Here is a 16,768-nt window from a genome sequence, read left to right as displayed (position 1 = left end):
AGCCGTGGCTCTCCCGAAGATCAATTTCCCTCCAGGCGCGATCCATGCGGGATCCATGCGGCCGGATGCCACAGTCCTGCCACATCATCTCAGAGATTGGCTGATGCACCGATGAGGCCACGACTCAAGGACATCGCGTGGGAGCGGGTCGGGGATGAGCTGCGGCTGGTGTACGACCCCCGCGACCAGCTGGTCCTGTCCGACCCCGACGGCACGGTGGAGAAACTCCTCGCGCTGCTCGGCGAGGGCGGCAGGACCGTCGCCGAGCTCGCGGACGAGCTGTCGCTAGACGTGGCGGACGTGGAGGGTGCCGTCGCGGCGTTCGACGACGTGAGCCTGCTGGAGGACGGCGACCGGCTCGGCCGCCTGGAACCCGCCGCCGCGGAGCGCTACTTCAGCAATCTGGCCTTCTTCGAGTCGTTCAGCACGCTCGGCCGCAGCCGCGAGGACCTGCAGCGGCGCCTGCGCGAGTCGCACGTCCTGGTGCTCGGCACCGGCGGGCTCAACTCCAACACGATCCCGCACCTGGCCGGGCTCGGCGTGGGCAGGATGACGCTGCTCGACCGCGACACGGTGGATCCGCGCAACTTCGCCCGCCAGTACCTCTACCGATGGGACGACATCGGCGCCCGCAAGGTGGAGCGGGCCGCGGAGTGGGTCAGGGCCTTCGACCCGGCCGTCGAGGTCGAGGCGATCGACGCCGACGTCGAGGGTCCCGAGCAGCTTCATGAGCTCGTCGCCCGCACCCGGCCCGACGTGGTGGCCTCGGGCATCGACCGGCCGAACCGGATCGACCTCTGGGTGAACGAGGCGTGCGTGCTCAACGACGTGCCGTTCGTCCGCGGTGGCATCTCGGTCACCACGGGGACCGTCTGGTCGGTGCAGCCCGGCGTCAGCGCGTGCCGCGCGTGCGTGCCCGCGGACCCGTCGAACCCGGCCGACTTCGACGACCCCGACGACCCGGCGATCGCGGGCGCCATCGCCGCCACCCGCCTCTTCGTCAGCAAGCCCCAGCCCAACCGCGGGATCGGCCCGGTCGCCGGCCTGCTGGGGGCGTTCGGCGCCTTCGAGGTGCTGCGTTACCTGACCGGTTTCGAGCCACCGGCGTACGCCGGCCGGCCGCTCAGCATCGACTTCGCGCACGGGTGTGCGACGAGTCAGGACGAGTGGCCTCGCAACCCAGCCTGCCAGGTATGCGGAGGGAGGTGATCCTTGTGAAGATCGAGATCAAGCGGGTCGAGAACACCCGTCTGACGCAGCTCATCCACCCGGACTCCTGATTCCGGGGCGCAGGGCCGCATCCCGGCCACACCGGGGTGCGGCCCTGCCCATGCCGTACCCGATCATGGAGAGAGAGAATGACCACGTCCGTGGATGCGGGGCTGCGCGAGCGAGCCGCGCGGCTGACGGTCTCCTTCGACGGAGAGGCCTGGATTCTCGGGCGCCCCGAGCTGGGCGTCTTCGTCGCGGTGCCCGAGCCCGGCGCGGTGTTCGTGACCACTTTGCAGGAGACGGGCTCGCTGGCCGAGGCCACGGCGCGGGCCGGCGAGATCGCGGGCGAGCCGGTGGACGGCACGGATTTCGTCGAAGGGCTCACCGCCGCCGGGCTGCTCGACCCGCCCGCGGAGACGGCGCAGGTCCGCGGGCACATCAGGTGGATCGAAGGGGTCAGCCCCAAGGCCGCGGCCCGGCTGTTCGGCCGTGTCGCCTGGTCGTTCTACGCGGCGGCGGCGCTGTTCGTGCTCGGCGTGCTGGTGTCGCAGCCCGGTCTCCGCCCCTCGTGGGAGGACGCCGTGTTCCTGCCCAGCCCGGGGCTGTCGGCGTTCACGTGGCTGCTGCTGGGCGTCGTGTTCGGCGCCGTGCACGAGGCCTGGCACTGGCTCGCGGGGCGCGCGGTCGGCGTGCCGGCGATCTTCCGCGTCAGTTACCGCGGCGTGTACGTCGTCTTCGAGACCGACCTCACCCAGATCGTCACGGTGCCGCGCAACCGCCGCTACGGCGTCTACCTGGCCGGGATGGCCGTCGACACCGTGGTCCTGGCCGTGACGCTCGCGCTGCGGCTCCTCGCCCCGCCTGCCGGCGTGGACGGCTTCCTCGCCGCCGTGGCGCTCTTCCTGATCTTCGGCATCGTCTGGCAGTGGGCCGCCCTGCCGCTCCGCAGCGACTCGTACGCGCTGCTGGCGAACGCGCTGCGCTGCCACAACCTCTACCGGACGACGTGGCTCACCGCGAAGAGCCGGCTGTTCCGGCTCACCGAGGCCGAGAGCGCCGAGCTGGCGGAGGCCGGGGAGCGGGACCGGCAGATCGCCCGCTGGTTCGTGGTGCCGTACGTCGCCGGGATCGCCGTCATGGCCTGGATGCTGGTCACGGTGGTGCTGCCGCTCATGATCTCGCTGGGCGGCTGGGGCGTCGCCCAGTTCGCCGGCGGCGCGATCGGCTCGGCGGGCTTCTGGGAGGCGCTGGCCGTGGCCGTCTACATCGCCGCGCAGCTCGGCCTGCCGCCGCTGCTCGCCCTCCGCGAGCGGCGACTCCGCCGGGCGGGCGCCCTGCTCTGAAGGTGCCGCGTCGGCACGGCCGCGGCGCGGCGGCCGTGCCGCTGCGATCTCACCCGGCTGCGACGCCGGGCGGGGACGGCCTATGGGCGCATCCCGCGGTCGGAGACGTGTTCCGAGGTGCCGACGTGGCGCTGTTTACGCATGCCGGCCAGGCCCAGCAGGCCCAGCAGGCCGAGCAGGCCCCACAGGCCGGCATTACCGCCTCCGTCCCTCTCTTGCTGTGGTGCGGGTGTGACCTGGCTCTGCGCGACGGGCGCGACCGGCGTGTCGGCCGTCGCTGCGGCGGCCGGGACGAGCGTCAAGAAGAACGCCAGGCCCAGCCCGGTGAGCGTCTTACGCATTGGGTTTTCCCCCGATCCGGCGGTCTCACAACCGCGGAGACCGCCTATCACGCCTTCCCCCGGAAGGCTACCGATAGCGGGGCGATCTCCATTTCCCCTGCTAGATGGCCTCTACCATCGTCACGCCCGCCTCAAACGCCTTCTCCCGTCAGGTGCGGCCACGGCGCGCACGCTCCTACGCGTAACTCGGCGATCCGGGCCGGCGGCCGCGCCGAACCGGTGTCGGAGCGATCGTCAGGCTCGCCGCATCCGTCCGCGCGGTGGAGCTCCTGGCGGACGCGCCGGAAAAATCGGTTCCCTGTGTCACTCCCGTGTCACTACACTCCCCACCGAACGCCGCACCGCATCGACGAGGAGAGGAGCCGGCCGTGCGCCACAGCACCGCTGCCGTCGTCCCTCCGTCGCGGCACGAGGTGATCCTGGTGTCTTCGTCGCCCCGATGCCGGCTGCGCGGCCGCCATCGGACGCCCTGACGAAGCGACCTCTCCCACCCCCGCGGGCCTGATCCCGCGCCGGGGTTCACGCACGGCCTCGAGTTCCGGCCGTCCTTCGTCCGGGGAATCGCGCTGTCCTGTTCGACGACACCCCGAAAGGGTCATCGGCTGTGCGCGCCCATTTCTCCACCTCCCTGACGACCGTCCGCAATCTCGGCATCCTCGCCCACGTCGACGCCGGCAAGACCACCGTCACCGAACGGATGCTCTTCCTCGCCGGCGCGACGTACAAGCGGGGTGAGGTGCACGACGGCACCACCGTCACCGACTTCGACTCCCAGGAGCGCGACCGCGGCATCACGATCTTCGCCGCCGCGGTGAGCTGCGACTGGGACGGGCACCGGATCAACCTCATCGACACCCCCGGCCACGTCGACTTCTCCGACGAGGTCGAACGCTCGCTGCGGGTGCTCGACGGCGCGATCGCGGTGTTCGACGGCGTGGCGGGCGTCGAACCGCAGAGCGAGTCCGTGTGGCGGCTGGCCGACCGGTACGGCGTGCCGCGGATCGCGTTCGTCAACAAGCTCGACCGGGCCGGCGCCGACCTCGACGCCGCGGTCGAGTCGATCCGCCGCCGGCTACATCCCGCGCCGCTGGTCACGCAGCTGCCGATCGGGCGCGAGGACGGCTTCGCCGGCGTGGTCGACCTGGTGCGGATGCGGTCGCTGACGTGGACCGGCGGCGCCTACGAGGCGGGCGAGGTGCCTGGGGAACTGCGCGAGGAGGCGCTGCGGCGGCGCCGGCTGCTGGAGGAGGCGGTGGCCGAGCTGCACGCGGAGGCGCTGGAGGAGTTCTGCGCGGGCCCGTCGATCTCCGCGCGCACGCTGGCCGCGGCGCTGCGCGACCTGACCCGCACGGGTGCGGGCGTGGTGGTGCTGTGCGGCTCGGCGTACCGGGACCGCGGGGTCGAGCCGCTGCTCGACGCGGTGGTGGCGTACCTGCCCTCGCCGCTGGACGTGCCGGCGGTGCGCGGCCAGGACGGCGCGGAACGCCCGGCGGACCCGGCCGCGCCGCTGGCCGCGCTGGCCTTCAAGGTGAACTCGACCGCCACCGGGCGGCTGACCTACGTACGGGTGTACTCGGGCACGATGCGGAAGGGGGACACGGTGCTGGACGCCGGCACGGGCCGTACCGAGCGGATCAGCCGCATCCTGCGCGTGCAGGCCGACCGGCACGCCGAGGTGGACCGGTCGGTGGCCGGGGACATCGTCGCCGTCGTCGGGCCGAAGGCGGCCCGGCCCGGCACGACCCTGTGCGCGCCGGGCTCGCCCCTCGTGCTGGAGCCTCCGGGCGCGGCCGACCCCGTGGTGTCGGTGGCGGTCGAGGCGCGCAGGAGCACCGACGCCGACCGGCTGGCCTCGGCGCTGGCGCGCATGGCCGAGGAGGACCCGTCGCTGACGGTCCGCACCGACGCCGAAACCGGGCAGACGCTGCTGTCGGGGATGGGCGAGCTGCACCTGGAGGTGGCGGTGGAGAAGGTCCGCCGCGACCACGGGCTGGCCGTCGCCGTCGGCCGGCCTCAGGTGGCGCTCAGGGAGACGCTCGTCCGCGGCGTGTCGGGCCTGCTCTACCGGCACGTCAAGCAGGAGGGCGGCGCCGGCCAGTACGCCCACGTCACGCTCGACGTGGAACCGCTGGCCGAGGGCGACTTCGCCTTCTCCTCGACCGTCACCGGCGGGCGGGTGCCGCGCGAGTACGTGCGCGCGGTCGAGGCCGGCTGCCGCGACGCCCTGGCCGCCGGGCCGCTGGGCGGGCACCCGGTGACGGGCGTGCGGGTGACGCTGACCGACGGCGCCACCCACGTGAAGGACTCCTCGGAGTTCGCCTTCCGCACGGCCGGGCACCTCGCGCTGAGCGAGGCGCTGCGGGCCGGGACGATGGCGCTGCTGGAGCCGGTGGCCGAGGTGACGGTCACGGTGCCGGACGACGCGGCGGGCGCGGTGCTGGGCGACCTCGCGGCCCGGCGCGGCCGGATCACCGGCTCCGCGACGCGGTCGGGCACGGTCGTGATCACCGCGATCGTGCCGCTGGCCGAGGTGTTCGGCTACGCGACCCGGCTGCGCAGCCGTACCCGGGGCCGCGGCACCTTCACCGCCCGCCCGGCCGGCTACGCCCCGGCACCGTAGAACCGGCGCCGTGGAACCGGCGCGCGTACGGCCCCGTCGCGAGGGCGGGGCCGTACGCGATTCCCGGCGGCGGACCCGAGGGCCTGCCGGGTCTGGGGCCGAGGGCCGGGGCCCGTTGAGGGCTCAGTGTTCCCGGTGGTCGGCGGCCACGCGATTGGAGCGGCCGGCTCCGCGACTGCGAACGTCGTGAGCACCATCAGATTCTCCCGAGGTCGCCTTGAGGCGGCGGATGAATCGGGAGCGGGATGGCCGCCAAGGCCCGAGCGTGCCCTGACCTGTCAGGTCTGCGCATCACGGATGTCCTTCCCGCTTTTGTCGGCGCCAGCCGGTATCGTGGTGGTGTCGTTACCGAGAGTGATGGGGGGTGGGTGTGTGCGCAGGTCGTTCCGATTCCTGCTGCGCCTCACCGCCCGGCAGGCGGCGGCGCTCGCGGCGTGCCTGGAGGACCACCGCACGCTGTACAACGCCGCTCTGGAGCACCGGCGCACCGCCTATGCCAGGGCGGGGGTGAGCGTCCGGTACGGCGATCAGTCGGCCGAGCTGAAACACATCCGTGCCGATGACCCGGACGGGCAGGGGCGTTGGTCGTTTTCCTCCCAGCAGGCCACGCTGCGACGGCTCGACAAGGCATTCCGCGCGTTCTTCGACCGGGTTAAAGCCGGACGCACGCCGGGCTTCCCGCGTTTCAAGGGGTGCGGCTGGTTCGACACGGTCGAGTGGCCCAAGGACGGCGACGGCTGCCGGTGGGACTCCCAGCCCGAGCACTCGACCGCCACCTACGTGCGGCTCCAGGGCGTCGGCCACGTCCGCGTCCACCGGCACCGCACGGTCCAAGGCCGGGTGAAGACGATCGCGGTGAAGCGGGAGGGCAACCGGTGGTTCGTGGTGCTGTCGTGCGACGACGTGCCCGCCGGACCGCTGCCCGCCACCGGCGCGGCCGCGGGGGTCGACATGGGCGTGGCATCCCTCGTCACGACCAGCGACGGACAGCCTCTGACCAACCCCCGCCACCTGGCCGCGTCCGCCGACCGGCTGGCCGCCGCGCAGCGGGCTCTGGCCCGCAAGAAACGGGGCTCCAAGCGGCGGCGCAAGGCGGTGACCCGCGTCGCCACGCTGCACGCCAAGGTGCGCAGGCAACGTCTGGACGGCGCGCACAAGGCCGCGCTCGCCCTGGTCCGCACCTATGACGTGATCGTGCACGAGGACCTGCGGATCACGAACATGACCCGCTCGGCGTCCGGCACGATCCAAACCCCCGGCCGCAACGTCGCCGCCAAGTCCGGCCTCAACCGAAGCATCCTGGACGCGGGCTGGGGGGTGTTCCTGACGATCCTCGCGCACAAGGCTGAAAGCGCCGGTCGCAAGCTGATCGCGGTGAACCCCGCCGGCACCTCCCGCACCTGCTCGCGCTGCGGGCACTGCGCGAAGGAGAACCGCGTCACCCAAGCCGAGTTCGCCTGTACGGCGTGCGGGCATGCCGCGCACGCCGACGTGAATGCGGCGGTCAACATCATGAGGGCAGGGCTTGCCCTTCGCCAGGCTGCGCAAGCGGCTTAGCGAGAAGCCGCTCTCTTCAGGGAGCGGAGGAGTCACCATCAGAACGACTGCGGCTGAACCGCGCATCGGCCCCTCCTGGATCGCCGTATGGGGATCATTGAAGGCCGTCTTGCCCCGCCCGGCAAGACCCAGGCCGCACGCGCCCTGGCTCAGGAGGCCGTGACGTGCGGCACGTCCTGGTAGAGGGCCCAGTCGGCGCTGATCGCACTCGCCGTCTTCAGCAGCAGCGGCAGGTGCTCCTCGGTCAGCTTCTCGATGGAGGTCTCCGCGGCGTGGGCGTTGACGTTGACGGCCGCGATGACGTTGCCGAGCCCGTCCCTGAGCGGCGCGGCGATCGACCGGATGCCGAGGGCGAGCTGCTCGTCCGTCATCGCCCACCCCTTGGCCCGCACCTCGCGCAGCACCGCCTCGCGCTCGCCGGCGTCCGGCCGCCAGCGCGGCTCGATGCCGGAGCGGCTCGGCTCGGCCAGGACCCGCTCCACCTCGGCGGGGGAAAGCGCGGCCAGCAGCACCTTGCCCAGGGACGTCTGCAGCGCCGGGAAGCGCGTGCCGATCTGCACCGACAGGGCGACGATCTTCGGCACGGCGACCCTGGCGACGTAGACGATGTCGGAGCCGTCGAGCTGGGCGATCGAGGAGGACTCGTGCGTCTGCCTGACCAGCCGCTCCAGGTGCGGCCTGGCCACCTCCCACAGCCCTGTGGAGCGGACGTAGGTGACGCCCAGCTCCAGCACCCGCGGTGTGAGGGCGAATCCTCCTGCCTCCTGGCGGGCGTAGCCGAGCTCCTGGAGCGTGAGCAGGATGCGGCGGGCCGTCGGCCTGGCCAGGCCGGCGGCGGTCGCCACCTCTGTCAGGGACATGACCGGGCGCCCGGGCTGGAAGGCCCTGATGACATCGAGGCCGCGGGCCAGCGCCTCGATGAAGTCAGGTCCTGTGTCACCGCGTGCCATCGATGCCCTCTCGTTCGGATCCGCCTGCACCGACTTTAGACGGTCGGCACGGCCGCCCGTCCGCACAGTGGCCGGTCACAGGCGGTGCGTGGAGTCGCTGCGGTAGTCGGTGTACGTGTACGGGTTGTCGAGGATCTTCGTCGCGGGGATCTCCGGGTTCATGCCCTTCTCCCACGCCTCGTCGCCCATCTCGGAGCGCAGGTGCTCGACCGTCCGCTCGACCTGGCGGCGGGCCGCGGCCAGATCGACGCCGACCAGGCGGTGCTCGTGCTTGACCACGCGGCCGTCGACCAGGACGGTGTGCACGTCGCCGCGCTGCGCCTGGAACGCCACGTGGCCGAACGGGTTGAGCAGCGGGAACGACACGGGCGACGCGTCGTTCTTGATCAGCACCAGGTCGGCCTTCTTGCCGGGCTCGACGGTGCCGAGGTCGTCGCGGCCGAGCGCGCGGGCGCCGCCCCGGGTGGCCCAGGCGACGACCTCGTCGGCGCGCAGGCCGCAGTGCGTGACCGTCTCGCCCTTGGCGTGGGCCTCCAGGTGCTCGCGCGAACGGTCGGCGCCGAGGGTGGTGCGCATGGCGGAGAACAGGTCGCCGCTCCACCAGACGCTCGTGTCCATGGAGAGCGACACCGGGATGCCGTGGGCGCGGACGGCCCACGTGGGCGGGTAACCCTGCCCGGCGCTCTGCTCGCTCTCCGTGGAGACCGAGATGGAGCCGCCGGTGGCGGCGATGCGGTGGTAGGAGTCGGCCGACAGCGAGGCGGCGTGCACGTAGATGGTCTCGGGGGTCATGAAGCCGTGCTCGTGCATCAGTTTGATGCCGTCGTCGCTGGTGGCGCCCCACACGCCGGTGTGCGTGGTGACGGGCACGCCGAGCTCGCGGGCGACCTCGAAGGCGGGCTTCTCCGGGAAGGACGGGTCGCCGAGCACGTCGAAGGCGAGCTGGAAGCCGAGCAGGTCGTCGCCGGTGACGCGCCGGGCGACGAAGTCGCGGAACTCGGGCGTGGCCGTCCATTCGGCGGGCGGCTGCTGGATGTTGCCGTACGCGAGCACGTACCGGCCCGGCACGGACTGCAGCGCGTCGGCGGCGGCGTCGGCGTGGTCGACGGTCTGCAGGCCGTGCGACCAGTCGACGACGGTGGTGACGCCGGCGTCCAGGGCCTCGATCGCGGCCAGCGTGTTGCCCGCGTGCACGTCCTCGGGCCTGAAGAGCCTGCCGTGTTCCAGGTAGAACCAGACGAAGTACTGGGTGAGCGTCCAGTCGGCGCCGTAGCCGCGCATCGCGGTCTGCCACATGTGGCGGTGGGTGTCGATCATGCCGGGCATGACGATGCCGTCGGAGGCGTCGATCTCGACGGCGTCCTGCGGGGCCTGCAGGTCCTGGCCGACGGCGGCGATCCGGTCCCCGGTGACGAGGACGTCCGTGCGGGGCAGCACCCGGTGCCCGTCCATGGGCAGCACCGTGCCGCCGCGCAGCACCACCGGGCGCCCGGAGTCGAAGTCGTTCATGGCACGCTCCTCGTTGGCGAACAGTTGTCCGCTATACGGTCACCGCCACTGTGATGAGCGTTCGCCCAGCTGTCAAGGTGCTTGACGTCATAGCCTTTAGATGCTGGGATCGACTGGGCGGACATATGTCCGTTCAACGGACGCGAGGATGGGACTCGATGACTGACACCGAGCCGCGGGGGCCGCTGTCCGGCGTGCTGGTCGCCGACTTCTCCAGGGTCCTGGCCGGGCCCTACGCCACGATGCTGCTGGCGGACATGGGAGCCGACGTCGTCAAGGTGGAAGGGCCCGGCGGCGACGACACCCGGACGTGGACGCCCCCCGCCAGGGGCGAGGAGTCCACCTACTATCTCGGGGTCAACCGCGGCAAACGCTCGATCGCCCTCGACCTGCGCGACGAAGGCGACGCCGAGGCGGCCAGGGAGCTGGCCCGGCGCGCCGACGTCCTGGTGGAGAACTTCCGGCCGGGCGGGCTGGACAAGTACGGCCTCGGCTACGACGCCGTGCTTGCCGCCAACCCCGGCATCGTGTACGCGTCCATCAGCGGCTTCGGCTCGGGGGCCGGGGCGCGGGTGCCCGGCTACGACCTGATGGTGCAGGCCATGTCGGGGCTGATGAGCCTGACCGGCGACCCCGACGGGCCGCCCTACCGGGCCGGGATCAGCGTGTTCGACGTGATGGCCGGCAACCACGCCGTCATCGGCATCCTGGCCGCGCTGCGCCACCGCGAGGCCACGGGGCGGGGCCAGCACGTCGAGGTCAACCTGATGTCGTCGGCGCTGACCGGGCTGGTCAACCAGAGCTCGGCGTACGTCGCCGGGGGCGTGGTGCCGTACCGGATGGGCAACGCGCATCCGAGCGTGTTCCCGTACGAACCGCTGCCCACGGCCGACCAGGACCTCATCGTCGCCGCCGCCAACGACGGCCAGTTCCGCAAGTTGTGCGAGGTGCTCGGCATCCCCGAGGTGGCCGACGACCCGCGCTTCGCCCGCAACGCGAGCCGTACCGCCAACCGGGAGGAGCTGCGGCCGATCCTGGTCGAGCGGCTCGCGCTGCGCCCCGCCGACGAGTGGTTCGACCTGCTCCTGGAGGCCGGGGTGCCGAGCGGGCCCATCAACACGATCGACGGCGGGTTCGCCGCGGCGGAGCGGTTCGGGCTCGACCCGGTCGTGGAGGTGGGCGAGGGCGAGCGGGCGGTGCCGACGACGCGGCACCCGATCCGGTTCTCCGAGACGCCCGCGGGGTACGCGCTGCCGCCGCCCGAGCTGAACGAGCACGGCGCCGAGCTGCGCAAATGGCTCGCGGAGGAGCAGCCGTGACGCCCAGGGACTACCCCACCGCGCTCGGGGCGTCGTCGCCCACGTCGATCACCCTGCTCGGCCACGACCTGGCCGCCGACGTGATGGGCGAGGTGGGCTTCGGCGAACTGGCCTTCTGGCTGGCCACGCAGCGCCGCCCGTCGCGGGGCGAGGTGCGCGTGTTCGAGGCAGTGCTGGCCGCGCTGGCCGACCACGGGTTCACGCCGACCGCGATCGTGACGCGGCTGACCTACCTGTCGGCGCCCGACTCCGTGCAGGGCGCGCTGGCCGCCGGGCTGCTCGGCGGCGGCTCCCGGTTCCTCGGTGTCACCGAGGACTGCGGGCGTTTCCTCGCCGGCGTGCTCCAGGAGCACGATCCCCTCCCCTCCGACGACGCCGGCTGGGACACGCTCGCGCTGGAGACCGTGACCTCATGGCGCGAGTCGGGGCGGCGCGTGCCCGGGCTCGGCCACCACGTGCACAAGGACGGCGACCCGCGCACACCGCGGCTGTTCGAGATCGCGGCCGAGGAGGGCGTGTTCGGGCCGCACCTGTCGCTGTTCGCCGCGGTCGGCCGGGTGCACCCCCGCGTGCTGGGCAGGACGCTGCCGCTCAACGGCGCAGGCGTCTGCGGCGCGGCGCTCGCCGATCTGGGACTGCCGCTGGAGCTGCTGCGCGGGTTCGCGCTCCTGGCCAGGACCGCCGGGCTGATCGGCCAGCTCGCCGAGGAACTACGCCACCCCGTGGCCAACGAGATCTTCCTGTCCGTGGACCTGAACAACCGGTCCGTGCCCCCCGACCCCTACGGAGAGACGCATGGCTGAACTCGTCGCGGTCATCGCATCCACCCACCACCCCTTCTACCACCGCGCCAGCACCTCCACGGGCGAGGACCGCCCGCCGTTCGCCGACGAGTGGGTGCGCAAGGTGGAGGCGTTCAGGGAGACCCTGACCAGGGCCAGGCCCGACGTGCTGGTCATGGTCGGCTCCGACCACTTCCACCAGCTGTGGCTGGACAACATGCCGCAGTTCCTCGTCGGCAAGGCGCCCTTCTACGACGCCAACTTCTACAACGAGGAACGCGAGTTCGGGCTGCCCAGAATGGTGTTCACGGGGCAGGAGGACCTGTCGGCGTACATCCTGCGCGAAGGCCTGGACGCGGGCTTCGACCTGGCCTTCTCCAACGAGCTGCGGATCGACCACTCGATCACGTGCCCGATCATCACCCTGCGCCCGCAGAACGACCTGCCGATCGTGCCCGTCTACACCAACATCTTCGCCCCTCCCCTGCCGCGGCCGAAACGGTTCGTGCAGCTCGGGCGTACCATCAGGGACCTCGTCGAGTCGTGGCCCTCCGACCAGCGGGTCGCGGTCATCGGCACCGGGCACCTCTCGCTCGAGCTCGGCGGGCCGCGCCAGTTCGGGCCGCACGGCCCCGACCCGGAGTTCGACCGCAAGGCCGTCGAGTGGATCTCCACCGGCGACCTCGAGGGCTGCCTGTCGGAGGTCACCCTGGACAGCCTGTGGGAGCCCGGCAACGCCACCCACGGATTCATGGACTTCATGCTGATGATGGGGGTCGCCGGCGAGGGTAAGAAGGCCGACTATGTGGACACCTACGACCTGTTTCACACCATGGAGGCCTACTTCACGTGGTACCCGAACGGAGGTGACGGGTCATGAGCAAATACCTGCTGAACAAGTTCCTCTTCACCGTCGACCGCGACCCCGAGCTGGTCGAGCGCTACCGCGAGGAGCCGCGCGCCACGGTGGAGATGTGGGAGGCCGAGTACGCCAACCGCATCCTCGGCTGCCACACCGGCGAGTCGTCGACGTGGCTCCGCTTCGACGACGTCGAACGCGAGGCCCTGGCCGCCCACGACTACCCGAAGTTGTTCGAGCTGGGGGCGCATCCGTTCCTCACGCTGACGCTGTTCATCGCGATGTTCGAGCGCGACCATCCGCCGCTGGGCTTCCAGAAGGAATACGCGCGGCGGCTGTCCCACATGAGCCTGCCGTACCCGGACATCGCCACATGACGGGTCTGGACGTGATGCCGTGATGCGGGCCGTCACGATCGAGACGTGCGGCCTGCCGCCCGTGGTGACCGAACGGCCCGCGCCCGTGGCATCCGGTGCCGAGACGGTCGGGGTCATCGCCGCCCCGATCACCCCGCTGGACCTGCTGTGCGCGGGCGGCGCCTCATACTTCGGGACGCCCGCCGTCCCCTACGTACCCGGCGTGCAGGGTGTGGGGGCCGTCGGCGGGCGGCTCGTGTGGTTCCCCACGTCGGCGGGGATGGCGCCGGGCGACGGCAGCATGGCGGAGCTGGCGGCGGTGCCCGCCGAGGACCTCGTCGAGTTGCCCGCCGGCGCCGACCCGTTCGCCGTGGCCGGGCTGGGCTTGTCGGCCGTGGCCGCGCACATGGCGCTGACCTGGCGCGGTGAACTGGCAGCCGGCGAGCAGGTGCTGGTGCTCGGCGGCGGTGGCGTGGTGGGGCAGGCGGCCATCCAGCTCGCCCGTCTGGCGGGCGCGCGCCGGGTCGTCGCCGCCGCCCGCTCACCGGAGGCCCGCGAACAGGCCCGGGAGGCGGGCGCGGACGCCGTCGTCGCCCTGGACACCGACGACGTGGCCGCGCTGGCCGCTCGCTTCACCGCCGCCTGCGAAGGGCCGCTGGACCTGGTGGTCGACCCGCTCTTCGGCGCCCCGGCCGCCGCGGCCGCCCGCAGCCTGCGTCCCGGGGGCCGGCTCGTCAACCTCGGCAGCTCGGCGTCGGAGACGTCCCCGCTCGACTCCGCCACGCTGCGCAGCCGGTCGTTGCGGGTGCTCGGCTACACCAACAACGAGCTGACCAGGGAGCAGCGCGCCGCGGCCATCACGCTGATCGCCGAGCGGGTGGCCGAAGGGCGGCTGGCGGTGGCGCACGAGGTCGTACCACTGGAGCGGGCCGCCGAAGCCTGGCAACGCCAGGCGGCGGGCCAGGCCGCGGGCCGCATCGTCCTGAGCGCCACCTGACCGGCCTGGACCCTGACCGGTCAGAGCCCTGGCCGAATCGGACTCCCGACCGGCCTGGGCCCTGACCGGTCAGAGCCCTGGCCGATTCGGGCTCCTGACCGGCCCGGGCCCGAGGGCTTCTGGGCTGGGCTGGACCGGTTCAGGCCAGCTGGGCGACGCCTGATCGCGGGGAGGAGAGCACCGGCACTCCCCCGTCCGCCTGCGTGACAATCCTGGCCATCGACGCCTGGGCGAGCACCACGACGTCCACCTGCCCCGTGAGCCGGCCGAACCCGTCGAGGACCAGGGCGTCATGGCGGGCCGGGTCGCCGCCGCGCAGCGCGTCGAAGGCGCCGTCGCACAGGTGCGGAACGACCTCCCGCGCAGCCCCGTGACGGGACGCCGCCCGCTGGACGGCCCTGGTGGTCGGGCCGAGCGTGGTGGCGAGCGTCGCCAGAACACCGATCCGGTGCCCGGCCCGCACCGCCTCCTCCGCCATCGGCTCGTCGATGCGCAGGATCGGCAGCTCGGCGAGCGGGCGCGCCTGTTCGGCGGCCTCGCCGATGGAGGAGCAGGTGACGAGCAGCGTCCCGGCTCCCGACTCCTTGGCGTACATCGCGTACGAGACCAGCCTGCGCAGGACGTGCGGGGGCGGGCCGTCGTTGGCGATGGTGTCCTGGAGCAGGCTCTCGTCGGCGAAGTGCAGGATCCGCGCGCCGGGCCGCAGCTCGGCGGCCAGTTCGGCCAGCGGCGCGGCGAGCGCGGGGACGGTGTGCAGCATCGCGATCGCCGGCCCGGTCGCCGGCCCGGTCGCCGGCCCGGTCGTCGGCGCCGTCATCGGGCGTTCCACGGGCGGGCGAACGAGTCGACGATGGACGCCAGCCGCACGAGCCGGGGCACCGAGCGCGTACGCAGCTCGGCGGCCAGGTCGGCGGACCCCACCACGTCGCTCCAGATCGCCCGGCCGGCCAGCATTCCCGACGCGCCAGCCCGGCAGGCGGCCCGGACGGCGGCGGGGAAGTCGTCCCGTTCGACGCCCTGGGAGAGCACGACCCACGGGACGGGGATCACCTCGTCCAGCCGGGCGCACTCCTCGGCCAGCCGTTCCTCGGGCGCGGCGCCGCCGAGCGGAACCTGGGCCTTGTACAGGCTGGGCCGCAGCCCGGCCAGTTCCCTGGCGGCCTCCCGGATCGCGGCGGGCCCGTCGAAGCCCGCCTCCTGGCCCTGGACGGGCTTGGCCACGCCTTCGAGCACGGAGAGCAGGCCCGCCTCGGAGCATCCGCGGACGAACGCGGCGGCCGTCTCCAGGCGGCGCTGCCGGTGCTCGTCATCGCGCCAGATGAGCAACAGCTTGGCCGCGACCGCGCCCGTCCGCCGCGCGGCGGCCAGGTCGATCGTCTCGTCGATCGCCGTGTCCTCGACGGGGCCGTCGGGCGCCTGCTGGAGACTGTCCACGGCGATGATCAGCCCGCCGGGGACCATGCCCTCGGCGGCCACCCGGTCGAAGCCGTAGTCCCGGTCGATCAGGAACCCGGAGGCGTGCGGCCCCACCTCCCGCGCCACCGCCAGCTTGAACCCGGCCAGCGTGTCATCGTCCACCCGCTCCCCCGTGGCGGCGGCGAACATCTGCCTGAGGCTCTCCCGTTGATCCATCGCGACCATGGCGAACCCACCGGACGGGCGGGCCAGCAGGTCGAGCGTGGGGGCGGGCGTGGTGGTCTCCTGGCTGGTCATAGGTGCTCCGATCTGATGGTTGGTCATCCGTGCTCCCGCCGGCGGGCGGAGGCCAGGAAGCGTTCGTACAGGGGGAGGTAGGCGGCGGCGAGGCCGGGTTCGTACGGTTGCGGCTCGCGGGGCAGCACGGGGACGTCGCCGAGCGAACCTCCCGCCTGGCCGGCGATGAGAGCGGCGCCCGCGCAGACGGCGTCGTCCGCCCGTACGACCTCGACCGGCACGGGCGAGACCGCCGCCTTCACGCGCATCCAGAGCGGGATCCGCACCTGCCCGCCGAAGACCACGAGCCGCTCGGGAGCGGCGCCGGTCACGGCGGCGAGTTCGGCCACGGTCCAGCGGGTGTGCAGGCAGGTGCCCTCCATGGCGGCCGCCAGCAGGTCACCGAACGTGTTCCCGGGCCCGATCCCGGACATCGTCACCCGGCGTTCGCGGTCGGGCGCGGGCGCCACCCTGCCGCGCAGGTACGGCTCGGCGATGATGCCCGTCGGCAACCGCACCCCGTCCAGCAGTCCGGGCAGAGCGGCGTACCTGTCCCGTCCCGCTCCCTTTCCCCCGGCACCCCGCTCACCCGAGCCACGACCCGCGGGGTCCGCCATGGCCCGCGCTTGGGGGTCGTCGGGGGTGGCGCTCAGGCCGAGGAGCCAGTCGAGCATGCCGCCGCTTGTCGGCAGGCCTCCGACCAGGACGGTGCCGGTGCCGTCGAGCGAGGGGTCGGCCGTGATTCCCAGGGCCAGACCGATGCGCGGGTCCGGCCGGTGCGCCGCCGGCGCCAGGACCGCCTCCGCCGTACCCATGGAGTCGGCGACGTGCCCGGGGCGGCGTACACCCGACGCCCAGGCACCCACCGCGTGGTCGTGACCGGCGATCACCACGGGGATGCCGGCCGCCACCCCGCTCACCTTCACCGTCAGCCCGCCGACGGGCTCCACCGCCGGGACCGTGGGTGGCAGCTGCTCGGGACGCAGACCGGCCAGGGCGAGCAGGTCGTCGTCGTAGTCGCCGCGTACGACGTCGTAGGCGAGGGTGCGCGCGGCCAGCGTCTCATGGGTGCGCAGCACGCCGGTGAGCGCGTACGCCACCGCGTCGGGCACGCTCGCCCACCACCGCATCGCCGCCGGCACGCCCGGCTCGTGCGCCCGCAACCAGAGCCACTTCGCCAGCGGCGCCTTCCCGTCCACCCACCGCCCGGTCCGCGCGTAAACCACCGCCG

General features: G+C 72.8%; 15 protein-coding genes. 9 read left to right on the top strand and 6 right to left on the bottom strand.

Features of this window, described 5'->3' with window-relative positions; all coding sequences use genetic code 11:
• The first annotated feature begins 111 nt into the window (after positions 1–111).
• The gene (locus E1292_RS26605) at positions 112–1,209 is read left to right on the top strand and encodes a HesA/MoeB/ThiF family protein (protein WP_132597937.1); all 1,098 of its coding nucleotides are present in this window, start codon (positions 112–114) and stop codon (positions 1,207–1,209) included.
• A gap of 149 nt (positions 1,210–1,358) precedes the next feature.
• Positions 1,359–2,555: a hypothetical protein gene (locus tag E1292_RS26600; RefSeq protein ID WP_132597936.1), complete on the top strand. Its 1,197-nt coding sequence runs from the start codon at positions 1,359–1,361 to the stop codon at positions 2,553–2,555.
• Positions 2,556–2,635: 80 nt separating this feature from the next.
• On the opposite strand, the gene E1292_RS26595 is transcribed toward E1292_RS26600, so the two are convergent.
• Entirely contained in the window at positions 2,636–2,896 is a 261-nt protein-coding gene (locus tag E1292_RS26595) for a WGxxGxxG family protein (protein ID WP_132597935.1), read from the bottom strand.
• A gap of 604 nt (positions 2,897–3,500) precedes the next feature.
• Between E1292_RS26595 and fusA the strand changes: the two genes are divergently transcribed.
• The gene (fusA, locus tag E1292_RS26590) at positions 3,501–5,516 is read left to right on the top strand and encodes an elongation factor G (RefSeq protein WP_132597934.1); all 2,016 of its coding nucleotides are present in this window, start codon (positions 3,501–3,503) and stop codon (positions 5,514–5,516) included.
• A 372-nt stretch (positions 5,517–5,888) separates the two neighbouring features.
• A complete protein-coding gene (locus E1292_RS26585; RefSeq protein WP_246090345.1) occupies positions 5,889–7,073 on the top strand; it encodes an RNA-guided endonuclease InsQ/TnpB family protein in 1,185 nt (394 codons plus the stop codon).
• 149 nt (positions 7,074–7,222) lie between these two features.
• Here E1292_RS26585 and E1292_RS26580 read toward each other — a convergent pair whose 3' ends face one another.
• Together E1292_RS26580 and E1292_RS26575 are read right to left on the bottom strand one after the other, a co-directional pair.
• Positions 7,223–8,023, bottom strand: a complete 801-nt coding sequence (locus E1292_RS26580) for an IclR family transcriptional regulator domain-containing protein (RefSeq protein ID WP_132597932.1) — start codon at positions 8,021–8,023, stop codon at positions 7,223–7,225.
• A gap of 75 nt (positions 8,024–8,098) precedes the next feature.
• Positions 8,099–9,532: an amidohydrolase family protein gene (locus E1292_RS26575; protein WP_132597931.1), complete on the bottom strand. Its 1,434-nt coding sequence runs from the start codon at positions 9,530–9,532 to the stop codon at positions 8,099–8,101.
• Between the two features lie 158 nt (positions 9,533–9,690).
• Here E1292_RS26575 and E1292_RS26570 point away from each other — a divergent pair, with 158 nt between their 5' ends.
• From E1292_RS26570 to E1292_RS26550, 5 genes are read left to right on the top strand one after another with little or no spacing between them, the layout of a single operon-like run.
• Positions 9,691–10,851: a CaiB/BaiF CoA transferase family protein gene (locus E1292_RS26570; protein ID WP_132597930.1), complete on the top strand. Its 1,161-nt coding sequence runs from the start codon at positions 9,691–9,693 to the stop codon at positions 10,849–10,851.
• A complete protein-coding gene (locus E1292_RS26565; protein ID WP_220447075.1) occupies positions 10,848–11,654 on the top strand; it encodes a citryl-CoA lyase in 807 nt (268 codons plus the stop codon). Before E1292_RS26570 ends, E1292_RS26565 begins: the two co-directional genes overlap by 4 nt.
• Complete coding sequence (locus tag E1292_RS26560) at positions 11,647–12,513, top strand: DODA-type extradiol aromatic ring-opening family dioxygenase (protein WP_132597928.1); 867 nt, start codon at positions 11,647–11,649, stop codon at positions 12,511–12,513. Before E1292_RS26565 ends, E1292_RS26560 begins: the two co-directional genes overlap by 8 nt.
• A complete protein-coding gene (locus tag E1292_RS26555; RefSeq protein ID WP_132331584.1) occupies positions 12,510–12,869 on the top strand; it encodes a hypothetical protein in 360 nt (119 codons plus the stop codon). Before E1292_RS26560 ends, E1292_RS26555 begins: the two co-directional genes overlap by 4 nt.
• A gap of 22 nt (positions 12,870–12,891) precedes the next feature.
• The gene (locus E1292_RS26550; RefSeq protein WP_132597927.1) at positions 12,892–13,845 is read left to right on the top strand and encodes a zinc-binding dehydrogenase; all 954 of its coding nucleotides are present in this window, start codon (positions 12,892–12,894) and stop codon (positions 13,843–13,845) included.
• Positions 13,846–13,984: 139 nt separating this feature from the next.
• Here the strand turns inward: E1292_RS26550 and E1292_RS26545 are convergent, their stop codons facing one another.
• From E1292_RS26545 to E1292_RS26535, 3 genes are all read right to left on the bottom strand, one after another.
• Complete coding sequence (locus tag E1292_RS26545) at positions 13,985–14,662, bottom strand: aspartate/glutamate racemase family protein (protein ID WP_220447074.1); 678 nt, start codon at positions 14,660–14,662, stop codon at positions 13,985–13,987.
• Positions 14,659–15,558, bottom strand: coding sequence for a hypothetical protein (locus E1292_RS26540; protein ID WP_132597926.1), 900 nt, complete (start codon positions 15,556–15,558; stop codon positions 14,659–14,661). The genes E1292_RS26545 and E1292_RS26540 overlap by 4 nt, the downstream gene beginning before the upstream one ends.
• A 23-nt stretch (positions 15,559–15,581) precedes the next feature.
• Positions 15,582–16,768: FGGY-family carbohydrate kinase (locus tag E1292_RS26535; RefSeq protein ID WP_132597925.1), on the bottom strand; the 1,187-nt coding region annotated here is incomplete at its 5' end.

The sequence above is a fragment of the Nonomuraea deserti genome, assembly GCF_004348685.1.
Lineage (GTDB): Bacteria > Actinomycetota > Actinomycetes > Streptosporangiales > Streptosporangiaceae > Nonomuraea > Nonomuraea deserti.
The sequence above is the reverse complement of the archived record's forward strand: the minus strand, read 5'-3'. Positions and strand labels throughout refer to the sequence as shown.